Origin of the sequence: Citrobacter telavivensis (assembly GCF_041807075.1) — a bacterium.
In the GTDB taxonomy this organism is placed as follows: domain Bacteria; phylum Pseudomonadota; class Gammaproteobacteria; order Enterobacterales; family Enterobacteriaceae; genus Citrobacter_A; species Citrobacter_A telavivensis.
Window position 1 is genome coordinate 378,367 of the sequence record NZ_JBGUBF010000001.1, and the last position, 18,146, is coordinate 396,512.

Sequence of the window (18,146 nt, forward strand, 5' to 3'; positions counted from 1 at the left end):
CTATCCGGCAATGGCGATTAGAACAGCGTGGAGAGACGGTCGAGCACTCGCATCGCGCTGTAATAATCCAGGCGGAAAGATTCGGTGCCCAGGGCGTAAACGCGCTTGTTCTGTACCGACGGCAGATGCGCCAGCAGTGGGTTGGCGTAAATTGCCTGCTCGTCTTTCTCGTCACCGGCAAACAGGAACAGCGCTTCGCCGTTCAGTCCGGCCGCCAGATTCTCACCACCAAGCTGAATGATATCGTGACGTTTCCCCTGGCTTTGACTGGCCTGCAGTCCGCCAGGCAACGTTGCCAGCGTAAAGCCGAGTTGTTCCAACATTTGTCCCTGCGCGGACTCTGGCGTCCACAGATTGGCTCTGTGGGCCGCAGCGGTGTAAACCAGCGCGCTCACCGGTTGCGGCGGCAGCACCAACTGCTGTTTAACGACGGTCAGTTGCTTATCGAATTCCGCAATACGCGCGGCGGCCTGTTTCTCCTGGCCGGTGATGTCGCCCAACTGCGTCAGCAGCGACTGCCAGCTTTTATCGTCGTAATTAATGATAAGCGTCGGGGCGATAGGGGAGAGCTGATCGTACAGGGCCAGCGCGGAGTCGCCGCCGGTCGCGCTAATCAGAATGAGATCGGGCATCTGCGCAGCCACGGCTTCGGCGTTCGGCTCGCCGATATAAAGGCGGGTCAGTTTGCGTGCTTTTGCCACGTCGCCCCACTGACGCAAAAATCCCTGATCGTCAGCCACGCGGTTGTTTGGCGTCGTCGCCCCGCTGGCGATCACCGGCGCATCAATCGCCAGCAATGAACCAGTGAGCGTGACGCTGGTAGAGACGATGCGTTCAGGTTTGTGTTCCAGCGTGTGGCTGCCGCGAACGTCAGTCACCTGACGCGGCCAGTCCGCGGCGTGGGCTGAGGAGAATCCGAAAACGAAGAGCGTAACGAGCAGGCCGGGCAGGGAAGGCAGTCTCACAAATCAGTTCCTGTGCTGAGTTATTAATGCTTCTCATTTTCATTATTAAGCGTAAGGGATGCAAGCGTTAGTCGCACTTTGTGCTACCTCAAGAGTTGACATATCGCCTGTTTGCTTTTAGGTTAGCGCCCGAAAATATAAATGATAATCATTATTAAAACCTTTATCATTTTTGGAGGATGATATGGATACGTCTTTGGCCGAGGAAGTTCAGCAGACTATGGCAACACTTGCACCCCATCGCTTTTTCTTTATGTCGCCGTATCGGAGCTTTACGACGTCAGGATGCTTCGCCCGCTTCGATGAACCTGCCGCGAACGGCGATTCGCCAGACAGCCCCTTCCAACAAAAATTACAAAAAATGTTCGCCGATGCCAAAGCGCAGGGTATCGCAAACCCGGTCATGGTGGGGGCTATTCCGTTCGACACTCGTCAGCCATCGTCACTGTTTATTCCCCAATGCTGGCAGCCCTTTTCTCGCCAGGAAAAACAACAGTCATCACGTTACTTTACCGACCATCAGGCGCTGAACGTTACGGCGCGCAAAGCGATCCCCGAGCAGGAGACGTTTGAAGAGATGGTCGCGCGCGCTGCCGCGCTGACGGCGACGCCGGAAGTCGACAAGGTGGTGCTGTCGCGACTGATTGATATCACCACCGATGCCGAGATCGACAGCGGTGCGCTGCTTGAGCGTCTGGTGGCGCAAAACCCGGTTAGTTACAACTTCCATGTCCCGTTGCACGATGGTGGCGTTTTGCTCGGCGCGAGCCCGGAACTGCTGCTGCGCAAAGAGGGCGATCGCTTTAGTTCTCTGCCGCTTGCGGGCTCCGCGCGCCGTCAGCCTGATGATGTGTTGGACCGGGAAGCCGGAAACCGTCTACTGGCCTCTGAGAAAGATCGCCATGAACACGAGCTGGTTACGCAGGCGATGAAAACTGTGCTGCGCCGTCGCAGCCAGAGTCTGCAACTGCCGTCTTCTCCGCAGCTCATCACCACGCCAACGCTCTGGCACCTCGGCACACCGTTTGAGGGCAAAGCCAATGCCGGAGAAAACGCCCTGACGCTGGCCTGTCTGCTGCACCCGACGCCTGCGCTGAGCGGCTTCCCGCATCAGGCGGCGAAACAGTTGATTGCTGAACTGGAGCCGTTCGATCGCGAACTGTTTGGCGGCATCGTCGGCTGGTGCGACGCCGAAGGCAACGGTGAATGGGTGGTGACCATCCGCTGTGCGACGTTACGTAAAAACCAGGTCCGCCTGTTTGCGGGCGCAGGGATCGTCCCGGCCTCTTCACCGGTGGGAGAGTGGCGTGAAACCGGCGTCAAACTTTCCACCATGTTGAACGTTTTTGGATTGCATTAAGGAGCGATGATGAACATTCCTTTCACCCGGTGGCCTGACGAATTTGCCCGTCGTTACCGTGAAAAAGGCTACTGGCAGGATCTGCCGCTAACGGACATTTTGACCCGCCATGCGGAAAACGACCATACGGCGGTCATCGAAGGCGAGCGTCAGTTGAGCTACCGTGAACTGAACCAGGCGGCGGACAACCTCGCCTGTACGCTGCGCCGCCAGGGGATCAAACCCGGTGAAACCGCGCTGGTGCAGTTGGGCAATGTGGTGGAGTTGTACATCACGTTCTTTGCGCTGTTGAAGCTTGGCGTCGCGCCCGTTCTCGCCCTGTTCAGCCATCAACGCACTGAACTTACCGCGTATGCGACGCAAATTGAACCCGCGCTGCTGATTGCCGATCGTCAGCACGCGCTGTTTGCCGACAATGATTTTCTGAACGCCTTCATTGCTCAACATAAGACTATTCGGGTGGTGCATCTGCTCAATGACAGCGGTGAGCACTGCCTACAAGCGGCGATAAATCAACCGGCAGACGCGTTTGTCGCCACGCCGTCGCCCGCGGATGAAGTGGCCTACTTCCAGCTTTCCGGCGGCACGACCGGGACGCCGAAGCTTATCCCGCGAACCCACAACGACTACTACTACAGCGTACGCCGCAGTAATGAAATCTGTCACTTCACTGCCGATACGCGTTTTTTATGTGCGATCCCTGCTGCGCATAACTACGCCATGAGTTCTCCCGGCTCGCTGGGGGTATTTCTCGCCGGTGGCACCGTGGTACTGGCAGCGGATCCGAGCGCCACGCTGTGCTTCCCGCTGATTGAAAAACATCAGATTAACGCGACGGCGCTGGTGCCGCCTGCGGTCAGCCTGTGGTTACAGGCGATTAACGAGTGGGGCAGTAATGCGCAACTGGCTTCGCTGACGCTGTTGCAGGTTGGTGGTGCGCGCCTGTCGGCCTCGCTGGCGGCGCGGATCCCGGCCGAAATTGGCTGCCAGCTGCAGCAGGTCTTCGGCATGGCGGAAGGCTTAGTGAACTACACCCGTCTCGACGACAGCCAGGAGCGGATCGTTAATACCCAGGGGTGTCCGATGTGTCCGGATGATGAAGTGTGGGTGGCGGATGCCGATGGCAACCCATTGCCACAGGGAGAAATCGGGCGGCTGATGACGCGCGGCCCGTACACCTTTCGTGGCTACTACAAGAGCCCGCAGCATAACGCCAGCGCCTTTGACGCCAACGGTTTCTACTGCTCAGGCGATCTTATCTCTATCGACGAGGATGGCTACATCACCGTGCAGGGACGGGAGAAAGATCAGATCAACCGCGGCGGCGAGAAGATCGCAGCCGAAGAGATAGAAAACCTGTTACTGCGTCATCAGGCGGTGATCCATGCGGCGCTGGTGAGTATGGAAGACGAACTGATGGGTGAGAAAAGCTGCGCGTATCTGGTGGTAAAAGAACCGCTACGCGCGGTACAGGTGCGCCGTTTCCTGCGTGAGCAGGGCGTTGCTGAATTCAAGTTACCGGACCGGGTGGAAACCGTTGAGGCGCTGCCTCTGACCCCGGTCGGGAAAGTCGATAAAAAACAATTACGTCAGTGGCTGGCAACACGTTCGGCCTGAAGGAGAACACGCAATGGCAATTCCTAAACTGCAGGCTTACGCGCTGCCAACCGCGCTTGATGTTCCGGTTAATAAAGTCAACTGGGCGTTTGACCCGGAGCGTGCGGCGCTGCTGATCCACGATATGCAGGACTACTTCGTCAGCTTTTGGGGGGAAAACTGTCCGATGATGGCGCAGGTGATCGCCAATATCGCCGCCCTGCGCAGTTACTGTAAAGCGCACAACATTCCGGTTTATTACACCGCGCAGCCGAAGGATCAAAGCGACGAAGATCGCGCCCTGCTTAACGACATGTGGGGACCAGGACTCACGCGCTCGCCGGAGCAGCAAAAAGTGGTCGCCGCGCTGGCACCCGATGAAGCCGATAACGTGCTGGTGAAATGGCGCTACAGCGCCTTTCACCGTTCCCCGCTTGAACTGATGCTGAAAGAGACCGGTCGCAACCAGTTGATTATCACCGGGGTGTATGCGCACATCGGCTGCATGACCACGGCGACGGACGCCTTTATGCGCGATATCAAGCCGTTTATGGTGGCGGATGCGCTGGCTGATTTCAGCCGTGAGGAGCACCTCATGTCGCTGAAGTATGTTGCAGGACGTTCAGGTCGCGTCGTGATGACTCAGGAGCTACTGCCCTCGCCGGTACCGGCCAGCAAAGATGAACTGCGGGCGCAGATTTTACCGCTGCTCGATGAGTCTGATGAACCGATGGATGATGAGAACCTGATCGACTACGGTCTGGACTCTGTGCGGATGATGGCGCTGGCGGCGCGCTGGCGTAAAGTGCATGGCGATATCGACTTTGTGATGCTGGCGAAAAATCCGACCATTGATGCCTGGTGGGCACTGCTCTCCCGTGAGGTGCGCTAATGGCCGGATTCGATTTTCGCGGCAAAACGGTGTGGGTCACTGGCGCAGGTAAAGGCATTGGTTACGCGACGGCGCTGACGTTTGCCGAGGCCGGGGCGCAGGTCACGGGCTTCGATCGTGAGTTCGCTTTGCAGGATTATCCGTTTACCACTGAAGTGATGGATGTGGCAGACGCCGGACAGGTGGCTGAGGTATGCCAGCGCGTGCTGGCGCACACCGAACGGCTGGATGTGCTGGTAAACGCTGCCGGGATTTTACGTATGGGCGCAACTGACGCGCTGAGCCTGCATGACTGGCAGCAGACGTTTGCGGTTAACGTCGGCGGCGCCTTTAATCTGTTCCAGCAGACAATGGCGCAATTTCGCCGTCAGCAGGGCGGGGCGATAGTGACCGTGGCTTCTGATGCCGCCCATACGCCACGCATCGGCATGAGCGCCTATGGCGCGTCGAAGGCAGCACTAAAAAGTCTGGCGCTGACCGTCGGGCTGGAGCTGGCGGGCAGCGGGGTGCGCTGTAATCTGGTGTCACCCGGCTCCACGGATACCGACATGCAGCGCACGCTGTGGGTCAGTGATGACGCGGAACAGCTGCGTATTCGCGGCTTTGGTGAGCAGTTCAAGCTCGGTATTCCGCTGGGCAAGATTGCCCGGCCTCAGGAAATCGCCAACACTATTCTGTTCCTCGCTTCCGATCTGGCCAGCCACATTACGTTGCAGGATATCGTAGTGGACGGTGGCTCCACGTTGGGAGCGTAACGATGATCTGGAAACGTCACTTAACGCTCGACGAACTGAACGCCACCAGCCAGAACACGATGGTGGCGCATCTGGGCATTGTCTACACCCGACTCGCTGATGACGTGCTGGAGGCGGAAATGCCGGTGGATACCCGCACGCATCAGCCGTTTGGTTTACTGCACGGCGGGGCTTCGGCGGCGTTGGCCGAAACGTTAGGCTCAATGGCCGGTTATCTGATGACTCGCGACGGGCAGTGCGTCGTCGGGACAGAACTGAATGCCACTCATCACCGGGCGGTTTCGCAGGGCAAGGTGCGCGGAGTCTGTCAGCCGCTGCATCTGGGGCGGCAAAGCCAGAGCTGGGAAATCGCGGTGTTTGATGAACAAGGTCGGCGGTGCTGTACCTGCCGACTGGGAACGATGGTACTGGGCTGAGCGCGCGTAATGTCATGAGATTGCAGCGTTAGCTGGTGAATGAAGTGATCCAGTTAACAATGCAATGTAAATAGTCGGTGATACTTCAGGTTTATTGGGTTGTCAGGTTGTTAAAGCCAGAAAAGATGTTATAGAAACAAAATGTAACATCTCTATTCTCTGGAACACGCAAACGGATAACAACCATGAATAAATCAGGGAAATACCTCATCTGGACAGTGCTCTCGGTAATGGGTGCATTTGCTCTGGGCTATATTGCGCTAAACCGTGGGGAACAGATCAACGCGCTGTGGATAGTCGTGGCGTCGGTCTGTGTTTATCTCATCGCCTATCGTTTCTACGGTCTGTACATTGCCAAAAATGTGCTGGCGGTTGACCCGACGCGTATGACGCCTGCGGTACGCCATAACGACGGGCTTGACTATGTGCCCACCGACAAGAAAGTGTTGTTCGGTCACCATTTTGCGGCGATTGCCGGCGCGGGTCCGTTAGTCGGACCGGTACTGGCGGCACAAATGGGTTATCTGCCGGGCATGATCTGGCTGCTGGCAGGCGTGGTCTTAGCCGGGGCGGTTCAGGATTTCATGGTGCTCTTTGTCTCAACCCGTCGCGATGGCCGCTCGCTGGGTGAACTGGTCAAAGAAGAGATGGGGCCAACCGCAGGGGTAATTGCGCTGGTGGCCTGTTTCATGATCATGGTGATTATCCTCGCGGTGCTGGCGATGATCGTGGTGAAAGCGCTGACCCACAGTCCGTGGGGAACCTACACCGTCGCGTTCACCATCCCGTTGGCGATCTTCATGGGGATCTATCTGCGCTACCTGCGTCCGGGGCGTATCGGCGAAGTGTCGGTTATCGGTCTGGTGTTCCTCGTTTTTGCCATTATTTCCGGCGGCTGGGTCGCGGAAAGTCCAACCTGGGCACCGTACTTTGACTTCACCGGCGTCCAGTTAACCTGGATGCTGGTGGGCTATGGTTTCGTGGCGGCGGTACTGCCGGTGTGGCTGCTGCTGGCTCCGCGCGACTACCTCTCTACGTTCCTGAAAATCGGTACGATTGTCGGTCTGGCGGTGGGTATTTTGATCATGCGCCCGACGCTGACGATGCCTGCGCTGACTAAATTTGTCGATGGTACCGGACCGGTGTGGACGGGTAACCTGTTCCCGTTCCTGTTTATCACCATCGCCTGTGGCGCCGTTTCGGGTTTCCACGCGCTGATCTCCTCCGGGACTACGCCGAAGATGCTGGCGAACGAAGGCCAGGCCTGCTTTATCGGCTACGGCGGGATGTTGATGGAATCGTTCGTCGCCATCATGGCGCTGGTGTCTGCCTGTATCATCGATCCGGGCGTCTATTTTGCCATGAACAGCCCAATGGCCGTGCTGGCTCCTGCCGGCACCACTGACGTGGTGGCTTCTGCCGCTCAGGTGGTTAGCAGTTGGGGCTTTGCCATTACGCCGGATACGCTGCATCAGATTGCCAACGAAGTGGGTGAGCAGTCGATTATCTCTCGTGCGGGTGGTGCGCCAACGCTGGCGGTGGGGATGGCCTATATCCTGCACGGTGCGTTGGGCGGCATGATGGATGTCGCCTTCTGGTATCACTTCGCCATTCTGTTCGAAGCGCTGTTTATTCTGACGGCGGTCGATGCGGGGACGCGTGCGGCGCGCTTTATGCTTCAGGACCTGCTGGGCGTGGTTTCTCCTGGTCTTAAACGTACGGACTCATTGCCTGCCAACCTGCTGGCGACCGCATTGTGCGTGCTGGCGTGGGGTTACTTCCTGCATCAGGGCGTGGTGGATCCATTAGGCGGCATTAATACCCTGTGGCCGCTGTTTGGTATCGCCAACCAGATGCTGGCGGGTATGGCACTGATGCTCTGTGCGGTTGTCCTGTTCAAGATGAAACGTCAGCGTTATGCGTGGGTGGCACTGGTGCCGACCGCATGGCTGCTGATTTGTACTCTGACGGCGGGCTGGCAGAAATCGTTCAGCCCGGATACAAAAGTGGGCTTCCTGGCGATTGCCAATAAGTTCCAGGCGATGATCGACAGCGGGAATATCCCGCCGCAGTACACCGAATCGCAGCTGGCGCAACTGGTGTTTAACAACCGTCTGGATGCGGGCCTGACTATCTTCTTCATGGTGGTGGTCGTGGTGTTGGCGCTGTTCTCCATTAAGACGGCGCTTGCCGCACTTAAAGAGGACAAGCCAACGGCGAAAGAGACGCCGTATGAGCCGATGCCGGAAAATGTGGAAGAGATCGTTGCGCAGGCCAAAGGCGCGCATTAACGTGTAATCATTCCCCCTCTTCCTGCCGGGAGAGGGGTTTTCTGACAGGTGGTAATGATGTTTGATACGCTTTCGAAAGCCGGGAAATATCTGGGCCAGGCCGCGAAACTGATGATCGGTGTGCCTGACTATGACAACTACGTTGAGCATATGCGGATGACCCATCCGGATCAGACGCCAATGACCTACGAGGAGTTTTTCCGCGAGCGGCAGGATGCTCGCTATGGCGGAAAAGGTGGGGCGCGCTGCTGTTGAGTGTGAGAAAATTCGGGCCGGATAAGCGCGTCATCCGGCACAAGCCGATTATTTTACCGTCCAGGCTTTTGAAAACCGCCGACTGGCAAACAGTTCCTGAAGACCGTTGATCTGTTTCAGGCGCAAGACTTCATCCTCGTCCATCCCCAGTTCTTTACCGATTTTTTCGTCTTCCCATCCCAGCAACGCCAGTTCACGCACGATTTCAGACATCGCGTGGATCTGATGCCGTCCACGGGCGCGGTTGTGGCGAATGGTCGCTGCCATGCGGTCGTGACGACTTCCCTCCAGACAGGTAATGGGTAAATAGCCTTTGAGACGGGACCTGAGCGAAGCTTTGCCTTTCCCCAGTTCATGGCGATGAAAGCCATCGACTATCTCGTACTCCTCCGCGCTGGACTGGGTGACAACAATAGGCTGGGTAAATCCATCCGTTTCGATGGATTTCAGCAGCAGCTTTTTCTCCGGCGGAGCAACGTTATTGGGGTTGTAATCGTTAGGTGAAATGTGCTCATTTTTTATCCACAGTACACAATCAACCGGTTCGTCACGAAACGGACTGACGCTGTGAATCGCCATTCTGAAATCATTGATAGCCTTGATTTTTTCTTCTTCAGACAGGCCAGAGAGAAAGCCAATGAGATCCTGTGTCAATCGTTGTTGCATAAAATTCCCCACTCCTTGCGTCTCGCTTTCATGCGTTCGCTATAACGCTGGTAACTTTTCGGTTTGGTTGGACTGAAAGAGAGTGCCCGGCACCAGTAATCATTGTTCAGTAGCACTTTGCAGATGCGTCGCCAGGAGGGGATATCTTTCGAACCAATATCGCCAGGCTGCGTTTGCGGGATCTCGCCGAGGCCGTTTTTCTTGTACCACTGTAAATAGACGGCGATCTTGTTACGGTAATGCTCCGCGGTGTTATCCGGCATGCTGAGCAGTAACATCATGGCGTAATCCTGCCAGCTCAAATGGTCGGGCTTGAGTATTTTTCGATGGCCATAGAAGTGATTATCCTGCCCTGCGTAGATCCCACCGCTTCTGACGCCACTGACACGTGCGCACATTGCCGCCCACCTTTCGGGTTCAACAACGTGATAGAGCCATAATCCCTGACGCTGTTCGGGACCAAATGGTTCACAAATGCGCATGTAACGGGCCGGGACACCGGCCTGATACATCAGATTGTAGAGCGGATTACAGGGCAAATTCGTGCGAGCAAACCAGGTCCAGATATCGGCCGTTTTCCAGTCATACAGCGGATAGATGTACCAGGTATGTCCACCAGGTGCGGCGGTCGTCCAGGGTTTGTCATCGGCAAAACGCTGTTTGCGTAAACTGGCGATCGCCACAAAACGGTTGTAAGACTCATCCGCCCGGATGCCTATCATCATGGCCGCCGGGCGTTTATTCGAAAACCAGTCGGCAAATTCACGCACGAAGTGTTCGAAGGTCATGCCGGGTTGATAAAAGGAAAAATAGCCCGGATCGGTGATAGCGTCTGGCGGCGGCTGGCGAACCCACTGGGTATCGGGTTCCCAGCACTGCCATTCTGGTTGAAACTGAGACAGTGAGTTTTGGGTGGTAAGCGGAAGGGCAACCCAATAGAAATGGTCGATGACATCGGCATACATTTCGCGCAAGGCGCTAATATAACTAATGGTACAGGAAAATTGCGCTTCCCAGTCAATGAACAATACGCTGATTTTTTTGTGTCGCTTACGTGCAAGATTTGCCGTCAGATGCAACATCAGTCCGGAATCTTTGCCACCGGAAAAGGAAACACACACGCGGGGAAGATTTTCGAGAGTCCAGATGATGCGTTCTTCAGCGGCTTCCAGAACATTTTGGTTTAATGATATTTTATAAACAGACATGCATCGCTTATCCTTAAACGTTAAAGTCATACGTCTGGAATAGATATCCCTCTATAATATAAGTCTTTTTTGTATGCGTGCAATGGTTAAATAAATTCAATAAGTTAATTAATTCATAATTAATATATTAATTATGAATATATTGTAATGGATATCAAAAGTCCGCTATGTGAGTCGACGCGGTTAACAAAAGGGGTTTCTACAAAAGAAAATTTCTTTATGCCGTGTTTACGTTACGAGAAGAGTTAAATTTTTCGGTTAAAATCATTCAGGGTAATTATATTTGGTTGAATATAATTACCCATATTAATTATGGTTGCGCCATCATGGCATCCAGCTGCGCTTTTTCGGGTAAGCCAACGACCTGCTGAAGGACGTTATCTTTACTCATATAATAAATCGCGGGGGTGACGTTCGCGCCTAAATCATCCATGATTTTCTGGTTCATATTGAGGGTTTTCATGTGATCCGGCGAAATCGCTTTGGGCACATTGAGCGTCATTTTTCCACCAGAGGCTTCGTAATCATGCCAGGTTTTCGCCGGATCGTTCGACGCCAGAATGGCCGCGGCAGTGGCAGGACTCTCTGGCTTGATGACGCCGACGAGTAGCGTACGTAATTGTACTTTACCCGACTCCACCCACGGACGCGCCTGTTGCCAGAACTGTTTACAGTACGGGCAGAATGGGTCAGCAAAAACATAGAGCACCACCGGGGCGTCTTTCTTGCCATCCAGTAACCAGTTGGCTTTTTCCATGCGCTGCCATATTTCTCGCCCGGCGGGGGCATAGATCTCTTTCTCTATCAACTGATTGCTCAGGTTTTCCCCTTTTTCATTGTACATGTAGCCTGAAATGGCCTGTTTGCCATCAGGCGTCAGGTAGATAGTGACGCCCATATCCTGATATTTCCCGAGATAACCTTTCATCCCGCCGGGCGCATCGAACGACTTGATAATAGTAATGCCTTGTTTTTCTATCGCTTTGACCGGCGCAGGCAGGTCTTCGGCCCAGGCAAAGAGAGGGAAGAGGGAGAGCAAAAACGTACGTTTTAACATCTTTTATCCTTATAAATCAGAGCGATTGCGAGTGAGGTGAGAAAACCTATCGCAGCCATAGGTAAGACCTCAGCCAGGAACATTGCCCTTTCAGGAGTGGGGTGGTGTAATCCTTCTCGCTGTTACAGCCTTTGTTAAGGTAATGTAGAGCGCAACACATAGCCAGTTTCACTGGCGCTGAAGTTACCCACGGGTAGTTCAGGTAACGGGGCTGCCTGCAAAGGCGGCCCTTTTTACTTTGCGTCATCGCACGTTCACAACGTTGAATTGAGAGGTTTGTTAGTTAACGCTTATTGATTTGATAAAGGAAACGCATTAGCCCTGTCGGTCAATCTTCGGTAACGTATCCCTCAACGAAAACACGGAGGAAGTACAGATGTCTTTGATTAATACAAAAATTAAACCTTTTAAAAACCAGGCGTTCAAAAACGGTGAATTCATTGAAGTGACCGAGAAAGATACTGAAGGCCGCTGGAGCGTCTTCTTCTTCTATCCGGCTGATTTTACTTTCGTATGCCCAACCGAACTGGGCGACGTTGCAGACCATTACGAAGAGCTGCAGAAACTGGGCGTAGACGTTTACTCTGTCTCTACCGACACCCACTTTACCCACAAAGCATGGCACAGCAGCTCTGACACCATCGCCAAAATCAAATACGCGATGATCGGCGACCCGACTGGCGCCCTGACCCGTAACTTCGACAACATGCGTGAAGATGAAGGTCTGGCAGACCGCGCAACGTTCGTTGTTGACCCGCAGGGTATCATCCAGGCGATCGAAGTTACCGCTGAAGGTATCGGCCGTGATGCTTCTGACCTGCTGCGTAAAATCAAAGCCGCTCAGTATGTCGCTTCTCACCCAGGCGAAGTGTGCCCGGCTAAGTGGAAAGAAGGCGACGCGACTTTAGCACCGTCTTTAGACCTGGTTGGTAAAATCTAAGCCTTTAAGGCGCTTCGAAGCCGGATGGCGCTGCGCTTATCCGGCCTACACATCGGGCCTACAACATCGTAGGCCGGGTAAATGAAGTGCCACCCGGCAACAAACGGGTGCATCACGCACCCGTTTTATTCCAAACCCCATGATGCAAGTTGCATTCACGCAGCCCGATTAAGGCAGCTTGCATGATGATGTTTTCAGAGAGGGAAGAAGAATGCTCGACACAAATATGAAAACCCAGCTCAAGGCCTATCTTGAGAAACTGACCAAACCTGTTGAGCTGATTGCTACGCTGGATGACAGCGCTAAATCGGCAGAAATCAAGGAACTGCTGGCTGAAATCGCCGAACTGTCAGAGAAAGTCACCTTTAAAGAAGACAACAGCTTAGCCGTACGTAAGCCCTCTTTCCTGATCACCAATCCGGGTTCAAATCAGGGGCCGCGCTTTGCGGGCTCCCCGTTGGGTCACGAATTTACCTCACTGGTTCTGGCACTGCTGTGGACCGGTGGACACCCGTCAAAAGAAGCGCAGTCTCTGCTTGAGCAGATCCGCGATATTGACGGTGATTTTGAGTTTGAAACCTATTACTCACTCTCCTGCCATAACTGCCCGGACGTGGTGCAGGCGCTGAACCTGATGGCGGTGCTGAACCCGCGCATTAAGCATACGGCAATTGATGGCGGTACGTTCCAGAACGAGATCACCGAGCGTAATGTGATGGGCGTTCCGGCCGTGTACGTTAACGGTAAAGAGTTTGGTCAGGGCCGCATGACGCTGACGGAAATCGTGGCGAAAGTGGATACCGGTGCTGAAAAACGCGCCGCCGAAGAACTGAGTCAGCGTGATGCCTATGATGTTCTGATCGTCGGTTCCGGCCCTGCGGGCGCGGCAGCGGCGGTCTACTCCGCGCGTAAAGGCATTCGTACCGGCCTGATGGGCGAGCGTTTCGGCGGTCAGGTGCTCGATACCGTGGATATCGAAAACTACATTTCTGTACCGAAAACAGAAGGGCAGAAACTGGCCGGCGCACTCAAGGCCCACGTCGATGATTATGACGTCGATGTGATAGACAGCCAGAGCGCCAGTAAACTGGTGCCAGCGGCCAGCGAAGGCGGTTTACATCAGATTGAAACGGCGTCCGGGGCGGTACTGAAAGCGCGCAGCATTATCATCGCCACCGGTGCGAAATGGCGCAACATGAACGTACCGGGTGAAGACCAGTATCGTACTAAAGGCGTAACCTATTGCCCGCACTGCGACGGCCCGCTGTTTAAAGGTAAGCGCGTGGCAGTGATCGGCGGCGGTAACTCGGGCGTTGAAGCGGCGATTGATCTCGCCGGGATCGTGGAACACGTAACCCTGCTGGAATTTGCCCCGGAAATGAAGGCCGACCAGGTTTTGCAGGATAAAGTCCGCAGCCTGAAAAACGTCGATATCATCCTGAACGCCCAGACGACGGAAGTGAAAGGCGATGGCACGAAAGTGGTCGGTCTGGAATACCGCGACCGTGTGAGTGGCGATGTTCACAACGTGGAGCTGGCGGGCATCTTTGTTCAGATTGGTCTGTTGCCAAACACCACCTGGCTGGAAGGGGCGATTGAGCGCAACCGGATGGGTGAAATCATCATCGACGCGAAATGCGAAACCAGCGTGAAGGGCGTATTCGCCGCGGGCGACTGTACCACCGTGCCGTACAAACAGATTATCATCGCGACCGGAGAAGGAGCGAAAGCGTCTCTGAGCGCCTTTGATTACCTGATTCGTACGAAAACGGCATAAAAAGAAAGTAAGACTACACCTGCAAAATGTAAGAGGCGCCGATAAGGCGCCTCTTTTTTACCGTTTAATCAGCATCTGTTAGCGAACGACCAGTACCGGCAGAGTCGCATGACGTACCACGCTTGAGGCGTTAGAACCCAGCAGGTGTGTGGTGATTGACGGATTACGTGAGCCAATGACCACCACGTCTGCATTCAGCTCTTCGCCGAGCTCATTGACCACGTCGCGGACGCTGCCAAAGCGGACATGCTGCTTGATGCGGGCAGGGTCGATACTGAAGTGACCGACCATCGTTTGCAGTCGGGTTTCGGCTTCATGCTGTAAATGTTCTTCAAAACGACGAACGTCGGCGGCGAAGCGGTGCAGGCTCAGGCTGGCAGAACCTGGCAACACGTGCAAAAGATGAATGACGCCATCCTGCTGCGCCAGAAATTCAGCGTGGCGAATCGCCTTATCGCTGAGTTCCATTTCAAAAACATCAACCGGCATAATGATTGTCTTATACATACCCGTTTCTCCCTGTTAATTAATACTCAAATCATTCAAGCATATAATAATAATTCTGTCTGCTTTCTGCAGGGGATTTTTCGCATTGTGCGGCGATTCCTTGTGCATTCGCTACCAGTGATTCTCCAGGTAAAGCACGGCTCCGACGATGATCGCCGCCATGATGAGGAATCCCAGTAATATGCTGAATGTTTCGTTCATGACCGCACCTGCCAATGAAACCGATTCAGTGTGGACGAGTCAGGCGGAAGGCGAACCAGGAAGAATGGGTGATTTTACGCAAAGTGACGGAAAGAGGATGCGAACGCATCCTCTGGGTAAAGCGGAAAGTCGCTTATGCAGATGGGATTAACGCAGGAAGTCGCCTGCTGCTTCGGGTTGGTATTCCAGCTCCAGCACTTCGAGGTGGGTGGATGCGCCGCCCGGAAGTTCCCAGTGAATGGTATCGCCCACACGCACGCCTAACAGCGCAGCACCGACGGGCGCCATCACTGACAGTTGCGTATTGCTGTCGGTCATCGCCGCAGGATACACCAACGTACGCACGCGAATTTCGCCATCGCTGAGATTGCGGAATTTAACGCGGCTGTTCATGGTCACGACGTCATGCGGCATGGCTTCCGGCGAACACATTTGGGCACGATCCAGCTCGTCATTCAACGCGTCGGCAATGGGTAAATCTGCATACGCGGGTTGTTCCAGTAAGCGATCGATGCGTTCTGCATCAAGGTCGTTAATGATGATAGTTGGTCTGGACATTTTTACTCCATGTCGTCAGTACTGCGTTTTGCCGCAGGTAATATTCCCAAAAGAAAACCCTCACCGTCTGGCGGCAAGGGTTTAACTCTCCAGATGATACTGAGACTTACCCCGGGTTTGAAGTGATTTAGTTCACATTCGGGTAAATAGCTAAAAAAGCATCACTAGTATGAATTTTATTCGATAAACGTGATCGTTCTCAAATTTGCATTATGCTTTTTAAGCACGCGCCGCGGCGCGTCACTCTCTCAGTGTTCTATTACAGGAGATCTCATGAGCCAGTACGACAAAATTACTCTCAAAGATGGCAGTTATCTGTATTTTAAAGACTGGGGTAACCGCAGTGGACAGCCGATTGTCTTCAGCCACGGCTGGCCGTTAACGGCTGATGCCTTTGAAGATCAGATGCTTTTTCTTGGCTCGAAAGGATTTCGGGTGATAGCCCACGACAGGCGCGGACATGGTCGCTCAGCCCAGCCGTGGGAGGGGCACAATATGGACCAGTATGCGGACGATCTGGCTGAACTGACCGCACACCTGAATCTGCAAAATGCGGTGCACGTTGGTCACTCAACCGGCGGTGGCGAAGTGGCGCGTTATATCGGGCGACACGGGACGCAGCGGGTGGCAAAAGCGGTATTGATTGGCGCAGTGACGCCCATTATGGTGAAAACCGAGTTCAACCCAAACGGTGTGCCGGAAGCGGTTTTCGACGGCATTCGTGAAGGGGTTGTCAATGACCGTGCCGCCTTTTTCTATGAGCTGACCGCTGCATTCTATGGCTATAACCGTCCGGGCGCGAAAGAGTCGAAAGCGGTGCGGGAAAGCTTTGTGGAGCAGGGATTACAGGGCTCAATAAAAGCGCTGTACGACTGCATCAAGGCGTTCTCGGAAACGGACCTGCGTGAAGACTTGCGCAAAATGACTATCCCAACCCTGGTTATTCATGGTGATGACGATCAAATTGTCCCATTTGAGACCTGTGGCAAAGTCGCAGCGGAAATACTGCCTGACGCGCAACTGAAGGTCTATGCGGGTGGTTCCCATGGTATTTGCACCACCCATAAACAGCAGATAAATCAGGATCTGCTGAACTTTATTCAGTCGTAATCTTTAACGGATTACTCTACGCTGATCCTCTTCCATCAGGGGGATGAGCGGAGCGCAATTCGTGCTTCGCCGACGTCACATTCATCAGAGAATACTATGTATTTCTATCAACCCTCGCAGGGACACGGCCTGCCGCACGACCCGCTTAATGCCATCGTTGGTCCACGGCCTATTGGCTGGATCGCCTCTCAGGATACCGCTGGTCGGGATAACCTGGCACCCTACAGTTTCTTCAACTGTTTCAATTATCATCCGCCCATTATCGGTTTTGCCAGCACCGGCTGGAAAGACAGCGTACGTAACATCATGGAAACCGGCGAGTTTGTCTGGAACCTGACCACGCGAGAGTTAGCCAGCGCGATGAATGAAACCTCCGCCAGTCTGCCACATGGCGAAGATGAATTTTTTGCCGCCGGGCTGACGAAGGCGGAAAGTCGTCTGGTGAAAGCGCCACGCGTTGCACAAAGTCCGGTGAATTTTGAATGTCGCCTGTCGCAGAGTATTCAGCTCACGACCGCGCAAGGGGAAGCCATCGAAACCTGGCTGATTCTGGGCGAAGTGGTGGGGATTCACATCGCTGAAACGCTGCTGGAAGAAGGCGTTTACCAGACCGCAAAAGCGCAGCCCGTGCTGCGCGCCGGTGGCCCGACGGCCTACTATGCGATCAGCGAGTCGCACCGCTTTGACCTGGTGCGTCCGGATGCTCGCGCGAAACGTTGACGCTGTTGCCGGCGCGGATTTCGCGCCGGGACAGTGAATCAGTAACCCACTTTGTCGATGATGAACTGTTTACCACAGTTCCCCGGATGGGGTTGCGGGGCGAACGAGTCAGCGGAGAGCGGCGCGTTGATGGTCGTGGCCTTCAGTGAGAACTGGATCTCCGTCAGGTAAGCCGGATTACCGTGGCAGCTCAGTTTCACTGCGCTGACGGCCTCTTTTCCCCAGCGCCTGGCCACCGCCGCATCGAAGGCGCGGCGACTCACGCTCTTGCCGTAATTTTCACCGAGAAATACCCCTAACTCGCTGGCCTTGATCTCTTTGTTCAACCGCACCATCGTGCCGAAGTATGCATCCGGGTCGAAGCCAAAACAGGCACCGTGTTTTGCGTATTCGTAGCGCTCAAGGCAAGTACGTCCGCCTGCACCCGGCATAACGTCACTGAGTTTGGCGGCTGTTTCCAGCGACAGGCCCGTTTCGGGTGCCGCGCATTTACGGCTGGCGCGCGCTTCTGGCTGATTGGGGATGGGACGCGTGGCGCAGCCAAAGCGCATCCACCGGCGTTCATCGACCCCGCGCGACGCGATGGATTTCGGCAATCCTGGCCACAAACCGTGAACGGTCAGGAAATCGACTTTGTTAGCGGTCTCTTTTTGCAGGCGACATTCATCAGGCTCGCGGCGGTCGCGCTCATGCTGACTCTGGCAAAATCCCGTCTGCCAGGAGAGTGCCAGCACGTAACGGTCGAAATCGCCGTACTGCGTGGGCTGTAATTCGTTGGCGGTTGCCGTAGAAAGAGGGAGGAGTGAGGCGGCGAGCCACCCCCATTTTTGCCAGGTCGGTTTCATGATGGTTCTGAACTTATATAAAATCTG

General features: G+C 54.6%; 19 protein-coding genes. 11 read left to right on the forward strand and 8 right to left on the reverse strand.

Annotated elements, in window-relative coordinates; genetic code table 11:
- Positions 1-17 precede the first annotated feature (17 nt).
- Positions 18-959 carry a Fe2+-enterobactin ABC transporter substrate-binding protein gene (fepB, locus tag ACERJC_RS01695; protein WP_373671668.1) on the reverse strand — a complete coding sequence of 314 codons (942 nt, stop codon included), beginning with the start codon at positions 957-959 and terminating at the stop codon, positions 18-20.
- Positions 960-1,149: 190 nt separating this feature from the next.
- Here fepB and entC point away from each other — a divergent pair, with 190 nt between their 5' ends.
- The 7 genes from entC (at position 1,150) to ACERJC_RS01730 (ending at position 8,530) form a co-directional block, all read left to right on the forward strand.
- On the forward strand, positions 1,150-2,325 hold the full coding sequence (entC, locus tag ACERJC_RS01700) for an isochorismate synthase EntC (protein WP_373670892.1): 1,176 nt from the start codon (positions 1,150-1,152) through the stop codon (positions 2,323-2,325).
- Between the two features lie 9 nt (positions 2,326-2,334).
- A complete protein-coding gene (gene entE / locus ACERJC_RS01705) occupies positions 2,335-3,942 on the forward strand; it encodes a (2,3-dihydroxybenzoyl)adenylate synthase EntE (protein WP_373671669.1) in 1,608 nt (535 codons plus the stop codon).
- A 13-nt stretch (positions 3,943-3,955) separates the two neighbouring features.
- Positions 3,956-4,813, forward strand: a complete 858-nt coding sequence (locus tag ACERJC_RS01710; protein WP_286632660.1) for an isochorismatase — start codon at positions 3,956-3,958, stop codon at positions 4,811-4,813.
- Positions 4,813-5,568 (forward strand): 2,3-dihydro-2,3-dihydroxybenzoate dehydrogenase EntA, encoded by a 756-nt coding sequence (gene entA, locus ACERJC_RS01715; protein WP_373670893.1) that lies wholly within the window; start codon positions 4,813-4,815, stop codon positions 5,566-5,568. The genes ACERJC_RS01710 and entA overlap by 1 nt, the downstream gene beginning before the upstream one ends.
- Before the next feature lie 2 nt (positions 5,569-5,570).
- Positions 5,571-5,984 (forward strand): proofreading thioesterase EntH, encoded by a 414-nt coding sequence (gene entH, locus ACERJC_RS01720; RefSeq protein ID WP_373670894.1) that lies wholly within the window; start codon positions 5,571-5,573, stop codon positions 5,982-5,984.
- A gap of 185 nt (positions 5,985-6,169) precedes the next feature.
- Entirely contained in the window at positions 6,170-8,275 is a 2,106-nt protein-coding gene (gene cstA / locus ACERJC_RS01725) for a pyruvate/proton symporter CstA (protein ID WP_125368887.1), read from the forward strand.
- A 57-nt stretch (positions 8,276-8,332) separates the two neighbouring features.
- Positions 8,333-8,530, forward strand: coding sequence for a YbdD/YjiX family protein (locus ACERJC_RS01730; protein WP_042320768.1), 198 nt, complete (start codon positions 8,333-8,335; stop codon positions 8,528-8,530).
- Positions 8,531-8,578: 48 nt separating this feature from the next.
- Here ACERJC_RS01730 and ACERJC_RS01735 read toward each other — a convergent pair whose 3' ends face one another.
- The 3 genes from ACERJC_RS01735 to dsbG form a co-directional block, all read right to left on the reverse strand.
- On the reverse strand, positions 8,579-9,196 hold the full coding sequence (locus ACERJC_RS01735; protein ID WP_373670895.1) for an IbrB-like domain-containing protein: 618 nt from the start codon (positions 9,194-9,196) through the stop codon (positions 8,579-8,581).
- Positions 9,181-10,404, reverse strand: a complete 1,224-nt coding sequence (locus tag ACERJC_RS01740; protein WP_286632663.1) for a phosphoadenosine phosphosulfate reductase — start codon at positions 10,402-10,404, stop codon at positions 9,181-9,183. The genes ACERJC_RS01735 and ACERJC_RS01740 overlap by 16 nt, the downstream gene beginning before the upstream one ends.
- Before the next feature lie 310 nt (positions 10,405-10,714).
- The gene (gene dsbG, locus ACERJC_RS01745; RefSeq protein WP_373670896.1) at positions 10,715-11,461 is read right to left on the reverse strand and encodes a thiol:disulfide interchange protein DsbG; all 747 of its coding nucleotides are present in this window, start codon (positions 11,459-11,461) and stop codon (positions 10,715-10,717) included.
- A gap of 376 nt (positions 11,462-11,837) precedes the next feature.
- Between dsbG and ahpC the strand changes: the two genes are divergently transcribed.
- Together ahpC and ahpF are read left to right on the forward strand one after the other, a co-directional pair.
- Positions 11,838-12,401 carry an alkyl hydroperoxide reductase subunit C gene (gene ahpC, locus ACERJC_RS01750; protein WP_152405526.1) on the forward strand — a complete coding sequence of 188 codons (564 nt, stop codon included), beginning with the start codon at positions 11,838-11,840 and terminating at the stop codon, positions 12,399-12,401.
- Between the two features lie 211 nt (positions 12,402-12,612).
- The gene (gene ahpF / locus ACERJC_RS01755) at positions 12,613-14,178 is read left to right on the forward strand and encodes an alkyl hydroperoxide reductase subunit F (protein WP_371895755.1); all 1,566 of its coding nucleotides are present in this window, start codon (positions 12,613-12,615) and stop codon (positions 14,176-14,178) included.
- Between the two features lie 78 nt (positions 14,179-14,256).
- Here ahpF and uspG read toward each other — a convergent pair whose 3' ends face one another.
- The 3 genes from uspG to rnk form a co-directional block, all read right to left on the reverse strand.
- Positions 14,257-14,685 (reverse strand): universal stress protein UspG, encoded by a 429-nt coding sequence (gene uspG, locus ACERJC_RS01760; RefSeq protein ID WP_046477250.1) that lies wholly within the window; start codon positions 14,683-14,685, stop codon positions 14,257-14,259.
- A 111-nt stretch (positions 14,686-14,796) separates the two neighbouring features.
- Complete coding sequence (gene yldA, locus ACERJC_RS01765; protein ID WP_284554214.1) at positions 14,797-14,886, reverse strand: small membrane protein YldA; 90 nt, start codon at positions 14,884-14,886, stop codon at positions 14,797-14,799.
- Between the two features lie 147 nt (positions 14,887-15,033).
- On the reverse strand, positions 15,034-15,444 hold the full coding sequence (rnk, locus tag ACERJC_RS01770) for a nucleoside diphosphate kinase regulator (protein ID WP_152405520.1): 411 nt from the start codon (positions 15,442-15,444) through the stop codon (positions 15,034-15,036).
- A 273-nt stretch (positions 15,445-15,717) separates the two neighbouring features.
- On the opposite strand from rnk, the gene ACERJC_RS01775 reads away from it, so the two are divergent.
- Positions 15,718-16,554 carry an alpha/beta fold hydrolase gene (locus ACERJC_RS01775; RefSeq protein WP_152405519.1) on the forward strand — a complete coding sequence of 279 codons (837 nt, stop codon included), beginning with the start codon at positions 15,718-15,720 and terminating at the stop codon, positions 16,552-16,554.
- 96 nt (positions 16,555-16,650) lie between these two features.
- On the forward strand, positions 16,651-17,274 hold the full coding sequence (locus ACERJC_RS01780) for a flavin reductase family protein (protein WP_286632665.1): 624 nt from the start codon (positions 16,651-16,653) through the stop codon (positions 17,272-17,274).
- Between the two features lie 38 nt (positions 17,275-17,312).
- On the opposite strand, the gene rna is transcribed toward ACERJC_RS01780, so the two are convergent.
- Positions 17,313-18,119: a ribonuclease I gene (gene rna, locus ACERJC_RS01785; RefSeq protein WP_178825776.1), complete on the reverse strand. Its 807-nt coding sequence runs from the start codon at positions 18,117-18,119 to the stop codon at positions 17,313-17,315.
- Between the last annotated feature and the right edge of the window lie 27 nt (positions 18,120-18,146).

Coding starts and splice junctions, on each gene's coding strand:
- entC (WP_373670892.1), top strand. CDS start 1,150: ATGGATACGTCTTTGGCCGAGGAAGTTCAGCAGACTATGGCAACACTT.
- entE (WP_373671669.1), top strand. CDS start 2,335: ATGAACATTCCTTTCACCCGGTGGCCTGACGAATTTGCCCGTCGTTAC.
- ACERJC_RS01710 (WP_286632660.1), top strand. CDS start 3,956: ATGGCAATTCCTAAACTGCAGGCTTACGCGCTGCCAACCGCGCTTGAT.
- entA (WP_373670893.1), top strand. CDS start 4,813: ATGGCCGGATTCGATTTTCGCGGCAAAACGGTGTGGGTCACTGGCGCA.
- entH (WP_373670894.1), top strand. CDS start 5,571: ATGATCTGGAAACGTCACTTAACGCTCGACGAACTGAACGCCACCAGC.
- cstA (WP_125368887.1), top strand. CDS start 6,170: ATGAATAAATCAGGGAAATACCTCATCTGGACAGTGCTCTCGGTAATG.
- ACERJC_RS01730 (WP_042320768.1), top strand. CDS start 8,333: ATGTTTGATACGCTTTCGAAAGCCGGGAAATATCTGGGCCAGGCCGCG.
- ACERJC_RS01735 (WP_373670895.1), bottom strand. CDS start 9,196: ATGCAACAACGATTGACACAGGATCTCATTGGCTTTCTCTCTGGCCTG.
- ACERJC_RS01740 (WP_286632663.1), bottom strand. CDS start 10,404: ATGTCTGTTTATAAAATATCATTAAACCAAAATGTTCTGGAAGCCGCT.
- dsbG (WP_373670896.1), bottom strand. CDS start 11,461: ATGTTAAAACGTACGTTTTTGCTCTCCCTCTTCCCTCTCTTTGCCTGG.
- ahpC (WP_152405526.1), top strand. CDS start 11,838: ATGTCTTTGATTAATACAAAAATTAAACCTTTTAAAAACCAGGCGTTC.
- ahpF (WP_371895755.1), top strand. CDS start 12,613: ATGCTCGACACAAATATGAAAACCCAGCTCAAGGCCTATCTTGAGAAA.
- uspG (WP_046477250.1), bottom strand. CDS start 14,685: ATGTATAAGACAATCATTATGCCGGTTGATGTTTTTGAAATGGAACTC.
- yldA (WP_284554214.1), bottom strand. CDS start 14,886: ATGAACGAAACATTCAGCATATTACTGGGATTCCTCATCATGGCGGCG.
- rnk (WP_152405520.1), bottom strand. CDS start 15,444: ATGTCCAGACCAACTATCATCATTAACGACCTTGATGCAGAACGCATC.
- ACERJC_RS01775 (WP_152405519.1), top strand. CDS start 15,718: ATGAGCCAGTACGACAAAATTACTCTCAAAGATGGCAGTTATCTGTAT.
- ACERJC_RS01780 (WP_286632665.1), top strand. CDS start 16,651: ATGTATTTCTATCAACCCTCGCAGGGACACGGCCTGCCGCACGACCCG.
- rna (WP_178825776.1), bottom strand. CDS start 18,119: ATGAAACCGACCTGGCAAAAATGGGGGTGGCTCGCCGCCTCACTCCTC.